This window comes from Streptomyces sp. NPDC014801 (assembly GCF_043082085.1).
Taxonomy (GTDB): domain Bacteria; phylum Actinomycetota; class Actinomycetes; order Streptomycetales; family Streptomycetaceae; genus Streptomyces.
Genome location: NZ_JBIBXG010000004.1, coordinates 214022 through 230595, shown reverse-complemented (window position 1 = coordinate 230595; position 16574 = coordinate 214022). Strand labels below are relative to the sequence as shown.

Sequence of the window (16574 nt, the reverse complement as noted above, 5' to 3'; positions counted from 1 at the left end):
TCCTTCCGGTCAGCCGAAGAACACGCCGACCTCCTCGTACAGGGCCGGGTCGACCTTCTTGACCCGGGCCGTCGCCTCCGAGATCGGCACCCGGACGACGTCCGTGCCGTGCAGGGCGACCATCGTGCCGAAGGCGCCGTCGTGCACGGCGTCGATGGCGTGCAGGCCGAAGCGGGTGGCCAGCCAGCGGTCGAAGGGGCTCGGCGAGCCGCCCCGCTGGATGTGACCGAGGACCGTGGTGCGGGCCTCCTTGCCGGAGCGGTGCTCGATCTCGCGGGCCAGCCACTCGCCGACCCCCGACAGCCGCACCTGCCCGGGGCCGCCGTCCGGGCCGTGCCTGAGCACCATCGAGCCGTCCCGGGGGCGCGCCCCGTCCCCGACGACGACGATCGGCGCGTACGACGCCCGGAAGCGGGAGGTCACCCAGGCGCACACCTGGTCGACGTCGAAGGGCTGCTCCGGGATGAGGATGACGTTCGCCCCGCCGGCCAGGCCCGAGCGCAGCGCGATCCAGCCCGTGTCCCCGCCCATGACCTCGACGACCAGGACCCGCTTGTGGGACTCGGCGGTGGTGTGCAGCCGGTCGATGGCCTCCGTCGCGACGGAGACGGCCGTGTCGTAGCCCACCGTGCAGTCGGTGCCGGACAGGTCGTTGTCTATCGTCTTCGGTACGCCGACCAGGGGCAGCCCGTACTCGTCGGCGAGGCGGGCGGCGGTGCCGAGCGTGTCCCGGCCGCCGATCGTGATGAGCGCCTCGACCTCGTGCTTGGCGAGGTTCTCCCGGATGCGGCGCACTCCGTCGGGATGCTCCAGCGGGCGGGTGCGCGAGGAGCCGAGGATGGTGCCGCCGCGCGGGAGGGTGCCGCGCACGGCCGGGATGTCCAGCGGGACCGTGTCCCCGTCGAGCGGTCCGCGCCAGCCGTCCACGAAGCCGACGAACTCGTCGCCGTACTCCTGGACGCCCTTGCGGACCACGGCCCGCACCACGGCGTTGAGTCCGGGGCAGTCCCGGCCTCCGGTCAGTACTCCGACGCGCATGGGCTGTCCCTCCGCGAGTCTCGAACTGCTGCCTCCACGCTAGCGGGGCGAGCGGCCCGGGCGCGGGCGACTCACGCGTCGTCGTCGAGGCCCCGCTCGATCGCGTACCGCACCAGCTCGACGCGGTTGTGCAGCTGGAGCTTGCCGAGGGTGTTCTGCACGTGGTTCTGCACGGTGCGGTGGGAGATGACGAGGCGTTCGGCGATCTGCTTGTAGCTCAGGCCCTTGGCGACCAGCCGCAGCACCTCGGTCTCGCGCTCGGTGAGCCGGGGCGCGCGCGGCTCGTCGGTGTCCGGGGCGGGCGCGGGCTCGGAGGCCAGGCGCCGGTACTCGCCCAGGACCAGTCCGGCCAGGCCCGGGGTGAAGACGGGGTCGCCGGCCGCGGTGCGGCGCACGGCGTCCAGCAGCTCCTCGGTGGAGGCGGACTTGAGCAGATAGCCGGTGGCGCCGGACTTCACGGCCTCCAGCACGTCGGCGTGCTCCCCGCTCGCGGACAGCACCAGCACGCGCAGCTTCGGGTCGGCGGCGACGACCTCCTTGCACACCTGGACGCCGGGCTTGGCGGGCAGGTTGAGGTCGAGGACGAGCACGTCGGGCGCGGCGGCCCTGGCGCGGCGCACGGCCTGCTCGCCGTCGCCCGCAGTGGCGACCACGTCGAAGCCGGACTCGGCGAGGTCGCGGGCGACGGCGTCGCGCCACATCGGGTGGTCGTCGACCACCATGACCTTGATCGGGTCCTGCTGCTCGCTCATCGGTGTCCCGCCTTCCCCCGTGCGGCCTTCGCCTTCGGTACTTTCAGTTCCACTTCGGTGCCCTGCCCGGGCACCGAGATCAGCTCCGCGCTGCCGCCGAGGTCGCGCAGCCGGCCGCGGATCGACAGGGCGACCCCGAGCCGCCCCTCCCCCTCGGCCTGCGCGAGCCGCCCCTCGGGGATGCCGGGGCCGTCGTCACGGACGGTCACGACGATCTCGTCGGCCTCGTCCTCCAGCAGGATCCAGGCGCGGGCGCCGGGGCCGGCGTGCCGGCGCACGTTGTCCAGCGCCGCCCCGACCGCGGCGGCCAGCTCCCGCGCGGCGGGCGGCGCCAGCAACACGGGCGCGCCGGGTTCGGCGAAGGACACGCGGTCCCCGGCGTACGGGGCGAGCAGCGTGCGCAGGTCGACCGGGCCGGCATCGTCGTCCGGTTCTTCCACGGCCCGCACGAACGCCCCCTCGGCGGCGTCCTCGGACACCCGGGAGACGGGCACCAGACCGCCGGAGACCAGGGTGCGCAGCGCCACCTCCTGCTCGCCGGCCAGCCGGCCCAGCTCACCGGCCTCGCCGCCGAGCGCGGCGCCGCGCCGCTTCACCATGGCGAGCACCTGCAGCACGCTGTCGTGGATGTCCCGGGCGAGCCGCTCCCGCTCCCTGGTCGCGGCCTCGATCTCCAGGGCGCGGGCGAGGGTGCGCTCGGAGGCGCGGGCCACCTCGACGACGTAGCCGATGGCGATGGAGGCGACCCAGACCAGGATCACGTTGTGGACGGTGTCGCGGGCCGGGCGGCCGCGCTCGGCCAGGTTGGCGAGGGCGACCAGGGTGGAGGCGTACGCCGCCCAGCGCCAGCCGCCCTTGACGGCGAACGCCAGCACCGAGCCGGCGGTCCATATCGACGGCAGGGTCGGGCCGCCGTCGACGATGCGCTGGTGGGCGTCGGCGAGCGGGGTGAGCAGGATGCCGGCCAGCGCGACGGTGAGGTCGGCGGCGAGGAAACGGCGGGTGCAGGCCTGCGCGTTCGCCACCTTGGGCAGGGTGGCCAGGGTCCAGCCGCACAGCACCACGTAGTAGGCGACGGCGAGCCAGGGGCGGGGGAAGCGGTCGTAGGCGGTGGCGAACAGGCCGACCGCGTACAGCATGGTCAGCACCCGGTAGGCGGTCAGCGCACGCCACAGCGGTAGCTCGACCGACATGCGCATGACTCTCTCGCGCCTGGCCATGTCCCCCACCCCCGTGCCGGTGCGCCTACTGCGCCTTTTCCTTCTTCTCCTGCTCCTTCTCGGCCTTGGCCAGCGCGGCCTTGGCCTCCTTCTCCGCCTTCGCCGCCTCCGCGATCTGCCGCTTGGCGGCGGTCGCGTACATGTCGACGTACTCCTGGCCGGAGAGCTTCATGATCTCGTACATGACCTCGTCGGTCACCGCGCGCAGCACGAACCGGTCGTGCTCCATGCCCTGGTAGCGGGAGAAGTCGAGCGGCTTGCCGATGCGGATGCCGGGCCGCATCACCTTCGGGACGACCTTGCCCGGCGGCTGGATCTTCTCCGTGTCGATCATCGCGACGGGGATCACCGGCGCGCCGGTGGCGAGCGCCACGCGCGCGAGGCCGCCCGGCTTGCCGCGGTAGAGGCGGCCGTCGGGCGAGCGGGTGCCCTCGGGGTAGATGCCGAACAGCTCGCCGCGCTCCAGCACCTCTATGCCGCTCTTGATCGCGGCCTCACCGGCGCCGCGGGCGCCGGAGCGGTCCACCGGGAGCTGGCCGACGCCCTTGAAGAACGCCGCCGTCAACCGGCCCTTGACCCCGGGGGTGGTGAAGTACTCGGCCTTCGCGATGAAGGTGACCTTCCGGTCGAGCACCGCGGGCAGGAAGAACGAGTCGGAGAAGGAGAGGTGGTTGCTCGCCAGGATCGCCGGGCCCTCGGCCGGGACGTGCTCCAGGCCTTCCACCCAGGGCCGGAAGACGAGCTTCAGCGACCCTCCGATAGAAACCTTCATCGCGCCGTACAACAACCGAGTGCCTCCTGTATGTGTCGAACAGACCTTAACCCGGAGGGCCGCGAAGAGCCCGACGCCCCTGGTCGGTGTCAGTGCCGTCGCGTACGGTGAAGCTCACCTGGAAGTCCTGCGAGTAGTTCACACCCTTCTCACGAACAGGAGACCGACCGTGCCGGTCCTTCCTGGAGCCGAGCCGTACCGCCACGAGGGCGGGGAGGTGGGGGTCCTCCTCTGCCACGGCTTCACCGGTTCCCCGCAGTCGCTGCGCCCCTGGGCCCAGTATCTCGCCGAGCACGGCCTGACCGTCTCGCTGCCGCTGCTGCCCGGGCACGGCACCCGCTGGGAGGACATGCAGGTCACCGGCTGGCCCGACTGGTACGCGGAGGTGGACCGCGAGCTGCGGTCCCTGCGCGAGCGGTGCGCCCGCGTGTTCGTGGCCGGTCTGTCCATGGGCGGGGCGCTCGCCCTACGGCTCGCGGCCCGGCACGGCGACGCGGTCGAGGGTGTCCTCGTGGTCAACCCGGCCAACAAGGTGCACGGGCTCGCCGCGCACGCCCTGCCCGTCGTCCGGCACCTGGTGCCGGCGACGAAGGGCATCGCCAGCGACATCGCCAAGCCGAACAGCGCCGAGCTGGGCTACGACCGGGTGCCGCTGCACGCGGCGCACTCGCTGCGGACCTTCTTCCGGCTGGTCGACGGCGAGCTGCCGCAGGTCACGCAGCCGCTGCTGCTCCTGCGCAGCCCGCAGGACCACGTGGTGCCGCCCGCCGACTCGGCGCGCATCCTCAGCCGCGTTTCGTCCACCGACGTCACGGAGATCCTGCTGGAACAGAGCTACCACGTGGCGACGTTGGACCACGACGCGGACCGCATCTTCGCCGAGAGCCTCGCGTTCATCGGCCGGCTCGCACCCAGCTTCGGCAAGGAAGGGACGGCGGCAGGTGGCTGAGCACGACTCGGAGCGCGAGGAGCGCGAGGAGCGCGAGGGCCGCGACGAGCGCGACGCGCGCGAGGGCCAGGAGCAGGGCGTCCCCTTCGACGAGGAGGCCGCCTGGAAGGCGATCGTCGCCGCCTACGGGGACGAGCCGCCGGACCCGCCGGGCAGCCGCCCGTTCCGGTCGGTGGAGGACCTGGCGCTGCCGGCGACGGCCGCGGACGACGACACGCCCGAGGAGCGCAAGCCGGGCCGCCCGCTCGGCAGCTCGATCTCCTTCGCGCCCGGCGTCGGCCCGCGCGACTACACCGCGCCGGAGCCGGCCGACGACGACTTCGACGAGGACGACGAGGGCCACTTCGTCCCGCCGGAGCCGCCGCCGCTGCCGGAGGCGGACGCCACCGCGAAGTTCGCCTGGCTCGGTGTGATCGGCGGCCCGCTGCTGCTCCTGCTGGCAGTGCTGCTGCGCTGGGAGATGACGTGGTGGCTGGCGACCGTCGCGGTCGGCGGCTTCCTCGGCGGCTGCGTGACGCTGGTGATGCGCATGCGCACGGACGACGAGGACGACGGCGACCCCGGGCGCGGGGCCGTCGTCTGACGCTCAGGCAGCGGGGATCCTGAGGGCGGCCAGCACCGGGAGGTGGTCGGTGGCCGCCCTCAGGTCCGCCTCCGTGACGCCCGGGAGGCCGTCGGGCACGCCGCAGCCGAGGACCTCGACGCCCTTGGTGGCGAAGATCGCGTCGATGCGCTGGTAGGGGTTGCCCGGCGTCCAGGTGTCCGTACCGCCCCAGGGGGCCACGGCGTGGCAGTCCTGCAGGGCCTCGGCCAGGCGGCGGAAGGTGGGGCCGTCGGGGCGCTCGTTGAGGTCGCCGCCCGCGATCAGATGCTCGACGCCCATGGCCGCGAGCCGGTCCAGGAGCAGGCCGCCCTGCGCGGAGCGCTCGTCCGTGTCGAGGGACAGATGGCAGCTGACGACGCCGAGCCGGGCCCCGGCGAAGCGGACGACCGCCGTGGCCAGGCCGCGGCGGTGCAGCCCGGGGGTGGGGGGCAGCAGGACGTCCTCGGTGCGTTCGACGGTGGCGCGCAGGTCGCTCAGGATCGCCGGTCCCGTGGTCGTCGCCCCGCCGGTGACGATCACGAGGTCGGCCGCGCGGGCCAGGCGGGCCAGCTTCTTGCGCCAGCGGAAGAAGCGGGGGGCCTCCTGGATCAGGACCAGGTCGGGGGCGCAGGCCCGGATGACGCGGGCGAGGGCGTCGGTGTCGTCGCGCATCGAGCGGATGTTGTAGCTCAGGACGCGGATGACGGCGGAACCGTCGGGCTCGGTGCGGGAGTTGGGGAGCAGCGGGGTTGCCATGCCGTCCATTTAAGCGGCCGGCGGCGCCGGGGGGCGCGAGATGACCCGAGGGGCGCGGGGTACGTGCGCGACGGCCGGTTCGTCCTGGCCGGTCGCGCCCACGCGGCCGAGCCGCATGGTCGTACGGTCCCGCGCCCCTCGGGTGGGCTTCAGTGGCCGCTCGTCACATGATCGGGTCGGGTTCGCGGGCCAGGTCGGCCGCGCCCACCAGGCCGGCCTTGTTGCCCAGTTCCGCGGCGCGGACCTCGGCGACCGGGCGCCAGTTGCCGCCGACCAGCCAGCGCTTGTACGACTTGCGGATCGGGTCGAGGACCAGCTCGCCCTCGTCGGACAGGCCGCCGCCCACGATGAAGGCCGACGGGTCGAAGAGGGAGGCGAGGTCGGCGAGGCCCGCGCCGACCCAGCGGGCCAGCTCGCGGTAGGAGTCGACGGCCACCTTGTCGCCCTGGCGGGCGGCCACGGAGATGTGCTTGCCCTCGATGCCCTCGGGGGTGCCGTCGCCGAGGCCGAGCAGGATCTCGGCGCGCTCGGGGGTGGCGTTGGCGCGCTGCCGGGCGTACCGGACGAGGGCGCGGCCGGAGGCGTACTGCTCCCAGCAGCCCTGCGAGCCGCAGCCGCACAGCAGGCCGTCCGGCACCATCCGGATGTGGCCGAACTCTGCGGCCACGCCGAAGTGGCCGCGGCGCAGCTTGTTGCCGATGATGATGCCGCCGCCGAGGCCGGTGCCCAGCGTGATGCAGATGACGTTGCGGTGGCCCTTGCCGGCGCCGAACTTGTACTCGCCCCAGGCGGCGGCGTTGGCGTCGTTCTCCACGACGACGGGAAGGCCGGTGCGCGCCTCGACCTTCTCCTTCAGCGGCTCGTTGCGCCAGTCGATGTTGGGCGCGAAGTAGACCGTGGAGCGCTGCCGGTTGACGTATCCGGCGGCACCGATGCCCACGCCGACGATCTCGTGCCCCGCGCGTGCGCCCTCCACCGCCGAGGCGATGGCGTCGATGATGGCCTCGGGCGTGGTGGGGGTCGGCACCTTGAAGGTCGAGAGGATGTTGCCTTCCTCGTCGACCACGCCGGCCGCGATCTTCGTGCCGCCGATGTCGACGCCGATGGTGAGTCCCATGAATCCCTCAGTTTCGGTCGAGCCCCGCTACGGCCAACGGTACCCGAGGCGTTCGGCCTCGGGTCGCCGTCGTCCGCCCGGTGGACCGGCGCCGACCCGTGAGGGGGCTCAGTCCAGGTCGATGCGCTGGCCGGGGCCGCCGTCGTCGCCGCGCCTGCGCAGCTCCTCGTCGAGATCGCTCGCGCCGGCCGTCCAGCGCTTCTCCTGGGCCTGGACGGCGGAGCGGTAGGCGGCGAGCAGCTCGTTGCCGGCCGCGGCGAGATGGTCGAAAACATCCGGATTGCGCTCTATGACCGGCTCGACGGCTGCCTTGGCCTGCTGCACGATCTGGCGGACCATCTGCTGGGCGGCCGGTCCGGCGACCGTGCCGAGCAGCGGCGAGGGGAGGCCGGACAGCTTCTCGGCGACCGTGTCGACGAGCTTCTTCAGCTCCTCGGCGGCCGAGCCGGGCGGTGTGCCCTGCTCCGCGCGGCGTCGGGCCTTCTCCTGGGCGAGATCCTCGGCGCAGGCGGTCGACCAGGCGTCGGCGTCGGTGGCGCGGGGCTCCTCGCCGACGGTCTCCTGCTCACCGGCACCGGACGGGGGGCGCTCTTCGCTCATGACGCACTCCTGACTACGGCTCGTCCTTACGACGGTACCCGAACGGCGGTACGTCGCTCACCGCTCGCGCGGCCACAGCGCGGGGTCCGGGGCGCACCGCACCCGCAGCTCGCCGTCGCGCAGCGCGGCGCCCTCGACGGTGCAGCGGCGCAGGGCGGAGGGCAGGGCGACGATACGGCGGAAGGGGCCCGCCGTGACGACGAGTTCGTCGCCGCGCCGCACGAGGTCCAGCTCGTCCCGTATGGCACCGGGCAGCGGCAGGTGCCAGACGAGGACGCCGTCCTCGGCGATGCGGTCGGTGAGCGTCCACTCGACCGGGGCGGGCGCCGGGTTGACGCCGGGGGCGGCGAGGGCCGTGAGGTCGTCGGTGCCGCGCGGGTCGCGGCCGAGGTGGGCGACCTCGTGGACGGGGCCGGCGTGGCCGGCGTGCCACTCCTGAAGGGCTTTGCGCTGCTGGGCGAGGGGGCCGGCCAGCCAGGTGCCGGCGTCCTCCGGCAGGACACGGTTCGCGACCACGGACTCCACGGGCAGGGCGCGCAGGGCGAGGCCCAGCGCGGCGGTGCGCAGCGCGTCGGTGCCGGCCGGGCCGGGCTCGGCGACCAGGCGCACGGCGGTGTGCCGGTCGGCGAGGACGGCCTCGACGGCGGCCAGCTCGGTGTCCCAGCGGGCGGCGGTGTCGTACAGCCAGTCGGCCGGCATGGGGACGCCGGCCAGCCGCCCGAGGACGGGGCGCAGGGCTCGCGCGGCCTGCCGCTCCGGCGGGAGCAGGCGGCGCAGGTAGCGGCGCAGCTCCTCGGGGAGGGCGAGCAGGGCGAGGGCCTGCGGGGCGGGGGGCAGGTCGACGACGAGGAGGTCGTGGGTCTCGGCGAGGGCGGCGTCGCGCAGGGCGCGCAGCAGGGTGAGCTCCTCGGCGCCGGGCAGCGGGGTGACCTCCTCGGGGTCCAGGCGGGAGGCGCCGAGCAGGTCCAGGACGGTGGCGGCGCGGTCCTGGAAGCCGGTGAGGTCGTCGCGGAAGCCGGCGGTGGGGTCGGGGCGCCAGGCGGTGAGCGTGTCGGTGACGCGGGTGGGGGCCGGTCCGGTGGGGGTGCCGAGGGCGGCGCCGGGGGTGTCGGTGCGGTCGGCGCTCAGGAGGAGGGTGCGGGTGCCCTCGCGGGCGGCGGCGAGTGCGGTGGCGGCCGCCAGGGTGGTACGGCCGCTGCCGCCGGGGCCCGTGATCAAGAGGGTGCGCATGGGGGTGAACGGTAGTGGAAGTTGTCGTTCACCCTCGTCTCGCGGGTGCGCGGTGTTGCCGGGACCGCCGTGGAGTGCGACTGCCACGCCCCAGGGGCGCGGGGAACGGCGCGATCAGCCGGCCACTCGCCCGCGCCCGGCGACGATCCGCGCCCACCGGGGCGGTTGCCGTTACCGGTCCGACTCGACGCGCTTCTTCAGGCCGGCCAGGGCCCTGTCGATGATGACCTTCTCCGCCTTGCGCTTGATCATGCCCAGCATGGGGATCTTGACGTCGACCGTCAGCGAGTACGTGACCTCCGTCGACCCCGTGCCCACCGGCTTGAGCAGGTAGGAGCCGTCCAGCGACCGCAGCATCTGGGACTTGACCAGCGTCCAGGAGACCTCGTTCGCGCCGGTCCAGGTGTACGCCAGCGTCTGGTCGTCCTTGATCGCTCCCGCGTCCATGACGAGCCGGACCTGCTCCGCGCGCCCCGCCTCGTCGGTCTTGAGGACCTCCGCCTCCTTCACCTCGCCGGTCCAGTCCGGATAGCGGGCGAAGTCGGCGATGACCGCCATGACGTCGGCCGGTGCCGCCTCGATCACGATGCTCGAGCTGGTGTGTTCCGCCATCGCCGTGGCTCCTCCAGATGCGGGCCGGTAAGTCGGGTTACAGGTGCGGTGTGAAGGCTACCGCGCCTCCGACCAGCCGCCTTCACCGCCGGTCACCACTGCAGTGCCCACGGCTTTCCCGTCCCCGCGAAGTGCCCGACGTTCACGCACTCGGTGGCCCCGATCCGCATCCGCTTCACCAGCGGCTGGTGCACGTGCCCGAACAGCGCGTACCGCGGCCGGGTGCGCCGGATGGCGTCCAGCAGCGCCCGGCTGCCCCGCTCGAAGCGGCGCGCGACGGTGTCGTAGACCAGCTCGGGGACCTCCGGCGGGATGTGCGTGCACAGCACGTCGACCTCGCCGACCGCCTCGATCTTCGCGGCGTACTCCTCGTCGGAGATCTCGTACGGCGTGCGCATCGGCGTGCGCAGGCCGCCGCCGACGAAGCCGAAGGTCCGGCCGCCGATCTCGACACGCTCGCCGTCGAGGACGGTGGTGCCGGGCCGGGCGTACTCCTTCCACAGCGGCGGCATGTCGACGTTGCCGTAGGTGGCGTACGTCGGTGTCGGGAAGGCGGCGAAGAGCTCGGCGTACTGGCGCCGTACCGCCTGCTCGACCACGGTGGCGCGGTCGCCCTCCAGGCCCGCCCACAGCCGGGCGCCGAACGCGCGCGCCTCCTCGAAGCGGCGGGCCGTTCGCAGCGCGACGATCCGGTCGGCGTTCTCGGTCCCGAACAGGTCGGGGAAGATCCCGCGGGAGTGGTCGGCGTAGTCGAGGAAGAGGACGAGGTCGCCCAGGCAGATCAGGGCGTCGGCGCCGTCCCCGGCCCGGGCCAGGTCCCGGGCGTTGCCGTGCACGTCGCTCACCACGTGGACGCGGGTCCCGCGCCTGGCGGCCGGTGTGGATGACATGGCGATCAAGCGTAGGCGCAGCGGTGCAGGTGTGAACAGTGGCAGCCGGACCTGCGGTTACTGGCCAGTCAGGAAAGCCGTGGACTACTGTGCGCGAAGGAACACCAATCTGTGTGACGCAGCGAACATCTCGCCGGGACCCCCTGTCGAAGAAGCCATACCGGCGGGTAACGTCCGGGCAGTCCAGTCGTGCTCAGGATTTCAACCAGTGGGCTCCCCATCCTCCTGGCGGCCTCCCGAGCACCTGCCCGAGCCTTGGACCGGACCGTCGCATCACACAACGTCGTGGCGCCGGCGCCCTATGAGGAGCAGCAGTCTTGCGCGAGTTCAGCCTTCCGGCTTTGTACGAGGTCCCTGCGGACGGCAATCTGACCGACATCGTCCGCAGAAACGCCGCGCAGCACCCGGACGTCGCCGTCATCGCCCGTAAGGTCGCGGGGGCCTGGCAGGACGTGAGCGCCGCGGCGTTCCTGGCCGAGGTGCGCGCCGCCGCCAAAGGCCTGATCGCCTCCGGTGTGCAGCCGGGCGACCGGGTGGGCCTGATGTCCCGCACCCGCTACGAGTGGACGCTGCTGGACTTCGCGATCTGGAGCGCGGGCGCGATCACCGTGCCGGTGTACGAGACCAGCTCCCCCGAGCAGGTGGAGTGGATCCTGTCCGACTCGGGCGCCACCGCCTGTGTCACCGAGCTCGACAACCACACGGCCGCGGTGGAGTCGGTGCGCGAGAAGCTGCCCGCCCTCAAGCACGTCTGGCAGATCGAGGCCGGCGCCGTGGAGGAGCTGGGGCGGCTCGGCCGGGACGTCTCGGACGAGACGGTCGAGGAGCGCAGCTCGCTCGCCCGGGCCGACGACCCGGCGACCATCGTCTACACCTCCGGCACCACCGGCCGCCCCAAGGGCTGTGTGCTCACCCACCGCAGCTTCTTCGCCGAGTGCGGCAACGTGGTCGAGCGGCTGCGCCCGCTGTTCCGCACGGGCGAGTGTTCCGTCCTGCTCTTCCTCCCGCTCGCGCACGTCTTCGGCCGTCTGGTGCAGGTCGCGCCGATGATGGCGCCGATCAAGCTGGGCTGCGTCCCGGACATCAAGAACCTCACCGACGAGCTGGCCGCCTTCCGCCCCACGCTGATCCTGGGCGTGCCGCGGGTGTTCGAGAAGGTCTACAACTCGGCGCGCGCCAAGGCGCAGGCCGACGGCAAGGGCGCGATCTTCGACAAGGCCGCGGACGCCGCGATCGCCTACAGCAAGGCGCTGGACACCCCGGCGGGCCCGTCCTTCGGCCTGAAGGTCAAGCACAAGGTCTTCGACAAGCTGGTCTACAGCAAGCTGCGCGCGGTCCTCGGCGGCCGCGGCGAGTACGCCATCTCCGGCGGCGCCCCGCTCGGCGAGCGCCTCGGCCACTTCTTCCGCGGCATCGGCTTCACCGTGCTGGAGGGCTACGGCCTGACCGAGTCCTGTGCGGCGACCGCGTTCAACCCGTGGGACCGGCAGAAGATCGGCACGGTCGGCCAGCCGCTGCCCGGCTCGGTGGTCCGCATCGCCGACGACGGCGAGGTGCTGCTGCACGGCGAGCACCTGTTCAAGGAGTACTGGAACAACCCGGGCGCGACCGCCGAGGCGCTGGCCGACGGCTGGTTCCACACCGGAGACATCGGCACCCTCGACGAGGACGGCTACCTCCAGATCACCGGCCGCAAGAAGGAGATCATCGTCACCGCGGGCGGCAAGAACGTCGCCCCGGCGGTGATCGAGGACCGCATCCGGGCGCACGCGCTGGTCGCGGAGTGCATGGTGGTGGGCGACGGGCGGCCGTTCGTGGGCGCGCTGGTCACCCTGGACGAGGAGTTCCTCGGCCGCTGGTGCGCCGAGCACGGCAAGCCGGCGGGCTCCACGGCCGCGTCCCTGAAGGACGACCCGGACCTGCTCGCGGCGATCCAGGCGGCGGTCGACGACGGCAACGCGGCCGTCTCCAAGGCCGAGTCGGTCCGCAAGTTCCGTGTCCTGGCCCAGCAGTTCACCGAGGAGTCCGGCCATCTGACCCCGTCGCTGAAGCTGAAGCGGAACGTGGTGGCGAAGGACTACGCGGACGAGATCGAGGCGATCTACGCCAAGTAGAGCCCGGTACGGCGAACGGCGCGGCCCCCTCTGGGAAGGGGCCGCGCCGTTCGTCGTGTGCCGAGGGCTACAGCAGCTCCTCGAGGCGCTCCGCGAGCAGGTCCCAGCGCCACTTCTCCTCGATCCACCGCCGCCCGCGCTCCCCCATCCGGCGGCGCAGCTCCGCGTCGCCGAGCAGGGCCACGATCCGCTCGGCGGCCTCCTCGGGCGAGCCGCCGCGCACCACCCAGCCGGTCTCGCCGTCGAGGACCGCGTCGGGCGCCCCGCCGGAGTCGCCGGCGACAACCGGCAGTCCGGTCGCGGACGCCTCCAGGTAGACGATGCCGAGGCCCTCGACGTCCAGTCCGCCGCGCCGGGTCCGGCAGGGCATGGCGAACACGTCCCCGGCCCCGAAGTGCGCGGGCAGGTCGGACCAGGGCACGGCGCCGGTGAAGCGCACGGAGTCCGCGACGCCCTTCTCGGCGGCGAGACGGCGCAGGTCCTTCTCGTACGGGCCGCCGCCGACGATCAGCAGCACCGCGTCCGGTTCGGCGGCCAGGATGCGCGGCATGGCCTCGATGAGGGTGTCCTGCCCCTTGCGCGGCACGAGCCGTGAGACGCACACGACGACGGGCCGGTCGGTGAGCCCGAGCCGGGCGCGCACCTGGTCGCCGCCCGATGCGGGGTGGAAGGTCTTCTCGTCGACGCCGGGCGGCAGATGCGCCATCCGCGCCGCCGCCTGCGGGGTCAGCGCGCCGGCGATCCGCGAGCGCGTGTACTCGCCGAGGTAGGTGATCGTGTCGGTGGTCTCGCCGATCCGGCGCAGCAACTGCCGTGCGGCGGGCAGCTGGGCCCAGCCGGCCTCGTGCCCGTGGGTCGTGGCGACCAGCCGCTCCGCCCCGGCCCTGCGCAGCGCCGGCGCCATCAGCCCGAGCGGCGCGGCCGCCCCGAACCACACCGCCGTGCACCCGTGCTCGCGCAGCAGCCCCACCGCCCGCCGGGTCGCCCCGGGCGTGGGCAGCAGCATGGTCGTGGTGTCGCGTACGACGGTGAAGGGCTGTTCCGCGTCGAAGGCGGCCGTGGCCTCGGCGCCCTCCCGGCCGCGCTTCCAGGTCGAGGCGTAGACGACGATCCGCGCGGGGTCCAGCCGGAGCGCCATGTTGTGCAGGAAGGCCTGGATGCCGCCCGGCCGGGGCGGGAAGTCGTTGGTCACGATCAGGGTCTTGCGCACGCCGCCGACCCTACACAGCCGGGGCGGGCGCGGCCGCACCCCCGGTGCCTGTGGCACGCACCCCGCCGGGCGCGCCATCATGTGCTCTCAGACAGGTTTGCGAACGGCAGGGGATCACGTGAAGACGACGGGCACCAGGTGGTCCCTGGCCGGACTGCTCGCCGCATGGGCGGTGACCCGGCTGTTGCTGCTGCTGTGGGTGTTCAAGGTGTACGTCTTCCCCGGCCCGGACGTCACCAGCGACGTGTCGGTGATCTACCAGGGCTGGTACGACGTCCTGCGCGGCGGAACGTTCCCGCTCGAGGACGTCACCTGGCAGTACCCGCCGGCCGCCGCGCTCGCGATCCTCTCCCCCGCGACGCTGCCGTTCCTCGGTTACGCGCACGCCTTCTTCGTTCTGGCCTTCCTCGCCGACCTGGTCACCCTCGCTCTGCTGGTGTCCGCGGCCCGGCGCCCCGGCAAGTCGCTGTGGGGCCCGTGGACCTGGGTGGTGGGCGTCCCGCTGCTCGGCCCCACGGTGTACGCCCGCTACGACGTGATGGTGACCGCGGTGGCCGTGGCCGCGGTGCTCGCCGGGGTCCGCCGGCCGCGGCTGATGGGGGCGCTGGCCGCGTTCGGGGCGATGCTGAAGGTCTGGCCGGTGCTGCTGCTGCTCGGTGTGTGGGGCGCGGCGCGGCGCCGGGCGTGGGTGACCGCGGCGGCGACCGCGGGCCTCCTCGCGGCGGCCTTCGCGCTGTGGATGCCGGGCGCCTTCGCCTTCCTGACGTTCCAGCGGGACCGGGGCACCGAGGTGGAGTCCCTCGGTTCGCTGGTCTTCCATGTGGCCCGGCACTTCGGCTGGGACGGGCAGGTGCTGCTGAACTACGGCTCGGTGGAGTTCCTCGGCCCCTACGTGCAGGCCGTCAGCACGGCCGCGCTGGCGCTGACCGGGGCGGCGTTCGCCTGGCTGCTGCTGTGGCGGGTGCTGGCGGCGCGGTTCGAGGCGCACTCGCTGGCGGACGCGGCCTTCACCGCGGTGCTGCTGTTCACCACCACCAGCCGGGTGATCAGCCCGCAGTACCTGGTGTGGCTGATCGGTCTGGCGGCCGTCTGCCTGTGCTTCCGCTCGACGCGGATGCGCCTGCCGGCCGCGCTGGTGCTGGCGGCGACCCTGTTCACGGTGCTGGAGTTCCCGGTGCACTTCGGGAACGTGGTCGCCAGCGACTCCCTCGGCATGACGCTGCTGTTCGTGCGCAACGGCCTGCTGGTGGCCGCGTCGGCCATCGCCGCGGTCACCCTGTGGCGGTCGACCGTGCCGCCGGCGCCGAAGAAGGCGGTCCCCGCTCAGGCCGCCCGGACCAGGGAGACCCCGGTCTCGTCCTGAACGCCGGCGCGGCGCAGCAGCACCGCGACCGCCGCGCACTGCACGGCCATGGCCGACGCCAGCGCCAGGCACACCCCCGGCAGGCCGAGCCCGGCCAGGGCCCAGGCGAGCGGCAGTTGCACGGCCGTACCGGCGAGGGTGACCCGCAGCAGCGCGGGCGCCCCGCCGCTGCCCTCGAAGACCCCGCCGAGGGCGATGAAGCAGGCCATCAGCAGCAGGTAGGGGCCGACGCAGCGCAGGAAGAGCACGCCGTCGTGGGCCACCGCGGGCCCGGCGCCGAAGGCGGCCATGACCCAGGGCGCGGTGAGGGCGAGCAGCGCGGAGGCGGCCATGCCCACCGTCCCGGAGACCAGCACGGCCTGCCGGCCGATCGCCCGCCGCGCGTCGCGCCCCTCGCCCCGGGTGTGCGCGGTGTGGATCGAGGCGGCCTGGCGGACCGCGTAGAAGGCCATCGTCGCCCCGTACATGACCTTGTAGGCGATGGCGTACGCGGCCACCGCCGTCACCCCGATCCGCGCCACGATCGCGACCAGGACGAGCGCGCCGGCCTGGCGCACGGTGAAGTCGGCGGACATCGGCAGCCCGGTGGCCAGGGTCCGGCGCAGCGCGGCCGGGACCGGCTCGGCGGCCGGTACCGCGCGTGCCGTGCGCAGCAGGGCGTTGCGGCGCAGCGCGACGAGTCCCACGGCGAGGGCGGCGCAGCGGCACAGCACGGTCGAGGCGGCGGCGCCCCGGACGCCGTGGAAGTGGATCAGCAGGGGGTCGACGGCCAGGATCAGGCCGTTGGCCAGCAGGGCGAGCCGCATCGGGGTGCGGGTGTCGCCGGTGCCCTTGAGGATGCCGTCGACGAGCTGCTGGGCGAAGAAGACGGCGACGCCGGGCAGGGAGACGGCGAAGTAGCCGCAGGCGAGCGGCACGGCGGCGCCGTCCCCGCCGCCGAGCACCAGGCGGGCCAGCGGTTCGCGCAGCAGCAACCCGCCCACCACGACGACGGGTGTCACCGCCGCGCACAGGGCCCAGCCGCCGTGGACGGCCGAGCGCACCGCGCCGGGGTCCCGCGCCCCTCTGGCGTGGGCGACCAGCACGGTCGTGCCGGAGGCGAAGACGAGGGCCACGCCCAGCAGGACGTTCTCGGTGTTGGTGGCGACGGCCACGGCGGCGACGGCCGCGCCGCCGAGCCGGGAGACCCAGACGGTGTTGATGATTCCGGCGGCGACGGACGCCAGCAGGGAGAAGTACACGGGGTGGGCGAGGGCGATCAGCTGCTTGCGATGGGCGTCCACGACAGGGCCTCCGGAGATCCGCCAACTGCGTACCTCGAATCGAGGTAGCTCGACCAGAGGTACCATGGCCCGGAGATCACCCGCA

15 protein-coding genes and 1 pseudogene are annotated in these 16574 nt (G+C 73.5%); 4 read left to right on the top strand and 12 right to left on the bottom strand.

Annotation, left to right across the window (positions count from 1 at the left end; translation table 11 throughout):
- Positions 1-9: 9 nt before the first annotated feature.
- The 4 genes from ACF1AL_RS10505 to ACF1AL_RS10490 form a co-directional block, all read right to left on the bottom strand.
- Complete coding sequence (locus ACF1AL_RS10505; RefSeq protein WP_384211334.1) at positions 10-1038, bottom strand: 6-phosphofructokinase; 1029 nt, start codon at positions 1036-1038, stop codon at positions 10-12.
- A gap of 71 nt (positions 1039-1109) precedes the next feature.
- Complete coding sequence (locus ACF1AL_RS10500; protein ID WP_366835966.1) at positions 1110-1790, bottom strand: response regulator transcription factor; 681 nt, start codon at positions 1788-1790, stop codon at positions 1110-1112.
- Positions 1787-3010 (bottom strand): MacS family sensor histidine kinase, encoded by a 1224-nt coding sequence (macS, locus tag ACF1AL_RS10495; RefSeq protein WP_391825788.1) that lies wholly within the window; start codon positions 3008-3010, stop codon positions 1787-1789. Before macS ends, ACF1AL_RS10500 begins: the two co-directional genes overlap by 4 nt.
- A 25-nt stretch (positions 3011-3035) precedes the next feature.
- Positions 3036-3782, bottom strand: coding sequence for a lysophospholipid acyltransferase family protein (locus ACF1AL_RS10490; protein WP_366835968.1), 747 nt, complete (start codon positions 3780-3782; stop codon positions 3036-3038).
- Positions 3783-3951: 169 nt separating this feature from the next.
- Between ACF1AL_RS10490 and ACF1AL_RS10485 the strand changes: the two genes are divergently transcribed.
- Together ACF1AL_RS10485 and ACF1AL_RS10480 are read left to right on the top strand one after the other, a co-directional pair.
- Complete coding sequence (locus ACF1AL_RS10485) at positions 3952-4731, top strand: alpha/beta hydrolase (protein ID WP_391825787.1); 780 nt, start codon at positions 3952-3954, stop codon at positions 4729-4731.
- Positions 4724-5314: a hypothetical protein gene (locus ACF1AL_RS10480; RefSeq protein WP_391697608.1), complete on the top strand. Its 591-nt coding sequence runs from the start codon at positions 4724-4726 to the stop codon at positions 5312-5314. Before ACF1AL_RS10485 ends, ACF1AL_RS10480 begins: the two co-directional genes overlap by 8 nt.
- A 3-nt stretch (positions 5315-5317) precedes the next feature.
- Here the strand turns inward: ACF1AL_RS10480 and ACF1AL_RS10475 are convergent, their stop codons facing one another.
- From ACF1AL_RS10475 to ACF1AL_RS10450, 6 genes are all read right to left on the bottom strand, one after another.
- Positions 5318-6070, bottom strand: coding sequence for an endonuclease/exonuclease/phosphatase family protein (locus ACF1AL_RS10475; RefSeq protein WP_391825786.1), 753 nt, complete (start codon positions 6068-6070; stop codon positions 5318-5320).
- Positions 6071-6233: 163 nt separating this feature from the next.
- Positions 6234-7187, bottom strand: coding sequence for an ROK family glucokinase (locus ACF1AL_RS10470; RefSeq protein ID WP_366835972.1), 954 nt, complete (start codon positions 7185-7187; stop codon positions 6234-6236).
- A gap of 108 nt (positions 7188-7295) precedes the next feature.
- Positions 7296-7787 carry a DUF5304 domain-containing protein gene (locus tag ACF1AL_RS10465; RefSeq protein WP_391825785.1) on the bottom strand — a complete coding sequence of 164 codons (492 nt, stop codon included), beginning with the start codon at positions 7785-7787 and terminating at the stop codon, positions 7296-7298.
- 57 nt (positions 7788-7844) lie between these two features.
- Entirely contained in the window at positions 7845-9017 is a 1173-nt protein-coding gene (locus ACF1AL_RS10460) for an ArsA family ATPase (RefSeq protein WP_391660890.1), read from the bottom strand.
- A gap of 171 nt (positions 9018-9188) precedes the next feature.
- Complete coding sequence (locus ACF1AL_RS10455; protein ID WP_366835975.1) at positions 9189-9629, bottom strand: SRPBCC family protein; 441 nt, start codon at positions 9627-9629, stop codon at positions 9189-9191.
- A 92-nt stretch (positions 9630-9721) separates the two neighbouring features.
- On the bottom strand, positions 9722-10519 hold the full coding sequence (locus tag ACF1AL_RS10450; RefSeq protein ID WP_391778820.1) for a metallophosphoesterase: 798 nt from the start codon (positions 10517-10519) through the stop codon (positions 9722-9724).
- Positions 10520-10836: 317 nt separating this feature from the next.
- Between ACF1AL_RS10450 and ACF1AL_RS10445 the strand changes: the two genes are divergently transcribed.
- Positions 10837-12633, top strand: a complete 1797-nt coding sequence (locus ACF1AL_RS10445) for an AMP-dependent synthetase/ligase (RefSeq protein WP_391825784.1) — start codon at positions 10837-10839, stop codon at positions 12631-12633.
- Between the two features lie 67 nt (positions 12634-12700).
- Here ACF1AL_RS10445 and ACF1AL_RS10440 read toward each other — a convergent pair whose 3' ends face one another.
- Positions 12701-13843 carry a glycosyltransferase family 4 protein gene (locus ACF1AL_RS10440; RefSeq protein ID WP_391778821.1) on the bottom strand — a complete coding sequence of 381 codons (1143 nt, stop codon included), beginning with the start codon at positions 13841-13843 and terminating at the stop codon, positions 12701-12703.
- Positions 13844-13961: 118 nt separating this feature from the next.
- Between ACF1AL_RS10440 and ACF1AL_RS10435 the strand changes: the two genes are divergently transcribed.
- Positions 13962-15206, top strand: coding sequence for a glycosyltransferase 87 family protein (locus ACF1AL_RS10435; RefSeq protein ID WP_391697625.1), 1245 nt, complete (start codon positions 13962-13964; stop codon positions 15204-15206).
- Here ACF1AL_RS10435 and ACF1AL_RS10430 read toward each other — a convergent pair.
- Positions 15167-16567: pseudogene (locus ACF1AL_RS10430) on the bottom strand (MATE family efflux transporter); the annotation flags it as partial. The gene ACF1AL_RS10435 and the pseudogene ACF1AL_RS10430 sit on opposite strands and share 40 nt — an antisense overlap.
- Positions 16568-16574: the final 7 nt, after the last annotated feature.

Excerpts from the sequence above, each read along its gene's own strand:
- macS (WP_391825788.1), bottom strand. The coding sequence starts at position 3,010 with ATGGCCAGGCGCGAGAGAGTCATGCGCATGTCGGTCGAGCTACCGCTG.
- ACF1AL_RS10450 (WP_391778820.1), bottom strand. The coding sequence starts at position 10,519 with ATGTCATCCACACCGGCCGCCAGGCGCGGGACCCGCGTCCACGTGGTG.
- ACF1AL_RS10475 (WP_391825786.1), bottom strand. The coding sequence starts at position 6,070 with ATGGCAACCCCGCTGCTCCCCAACTCCCGCACCGAGCCCGACGGTTCC.
- ACF1AL_RS10505 (WP_384211334.1), bottom strand. The coding sequence starts at position 1,038 with ATGCGCGTCGGAGTACTGACCGGAGGCCGGGACTGCCCCGGACTCAAC.
- ACF1AL_RS10455 (WP_366835975.1), bottom strand. The coding sequence starts at position 9,629 with ATGGCGGAACACACCAGCTCGAGCATCGTGATCGAGGCGGCACCGGCC.
- ACF1AL_RS10490 (WP_366835968.1), bottom strand. The coding sequence starts at position 3,782 with ATGAAGGTTTCTATCGGAGGGTCGCTGAAGCTCGTCTTCCGGCCCTGG.
- ACF1AL_RS10465 (WP_391825785.1), bottom strand. The coding sequence starts at position 7,787 with ATGAGCGAAGAGCGCCCCCCGTCCGGTGCCGGTGAGCAGGAGACCGTC.
- ACF1AL_RS10470 (WP_366835972.1), bottom strand. The coding sequence starts at position 7,187 with ATGGGACTCACCATCGGCGTCGACATCGGCGGCACGAAGATCGCGGCC.
- ACF1AL_RS10460 (WP_391660890.1), bottom strand. The coding sequence starts at position 9,017 with ATGCGCACCCTCTTGATCACGGGCCCCGGCGGCAGCGGCCGTACCACC.
- ACF1AL_RS10500 (WP_366835966.1), bottom strand. The coding sequence starts at position 1,790 with ATGAGCGAGCAGCAGGACCCGATCAAGGTCATGGTGGTCGACGACCAC.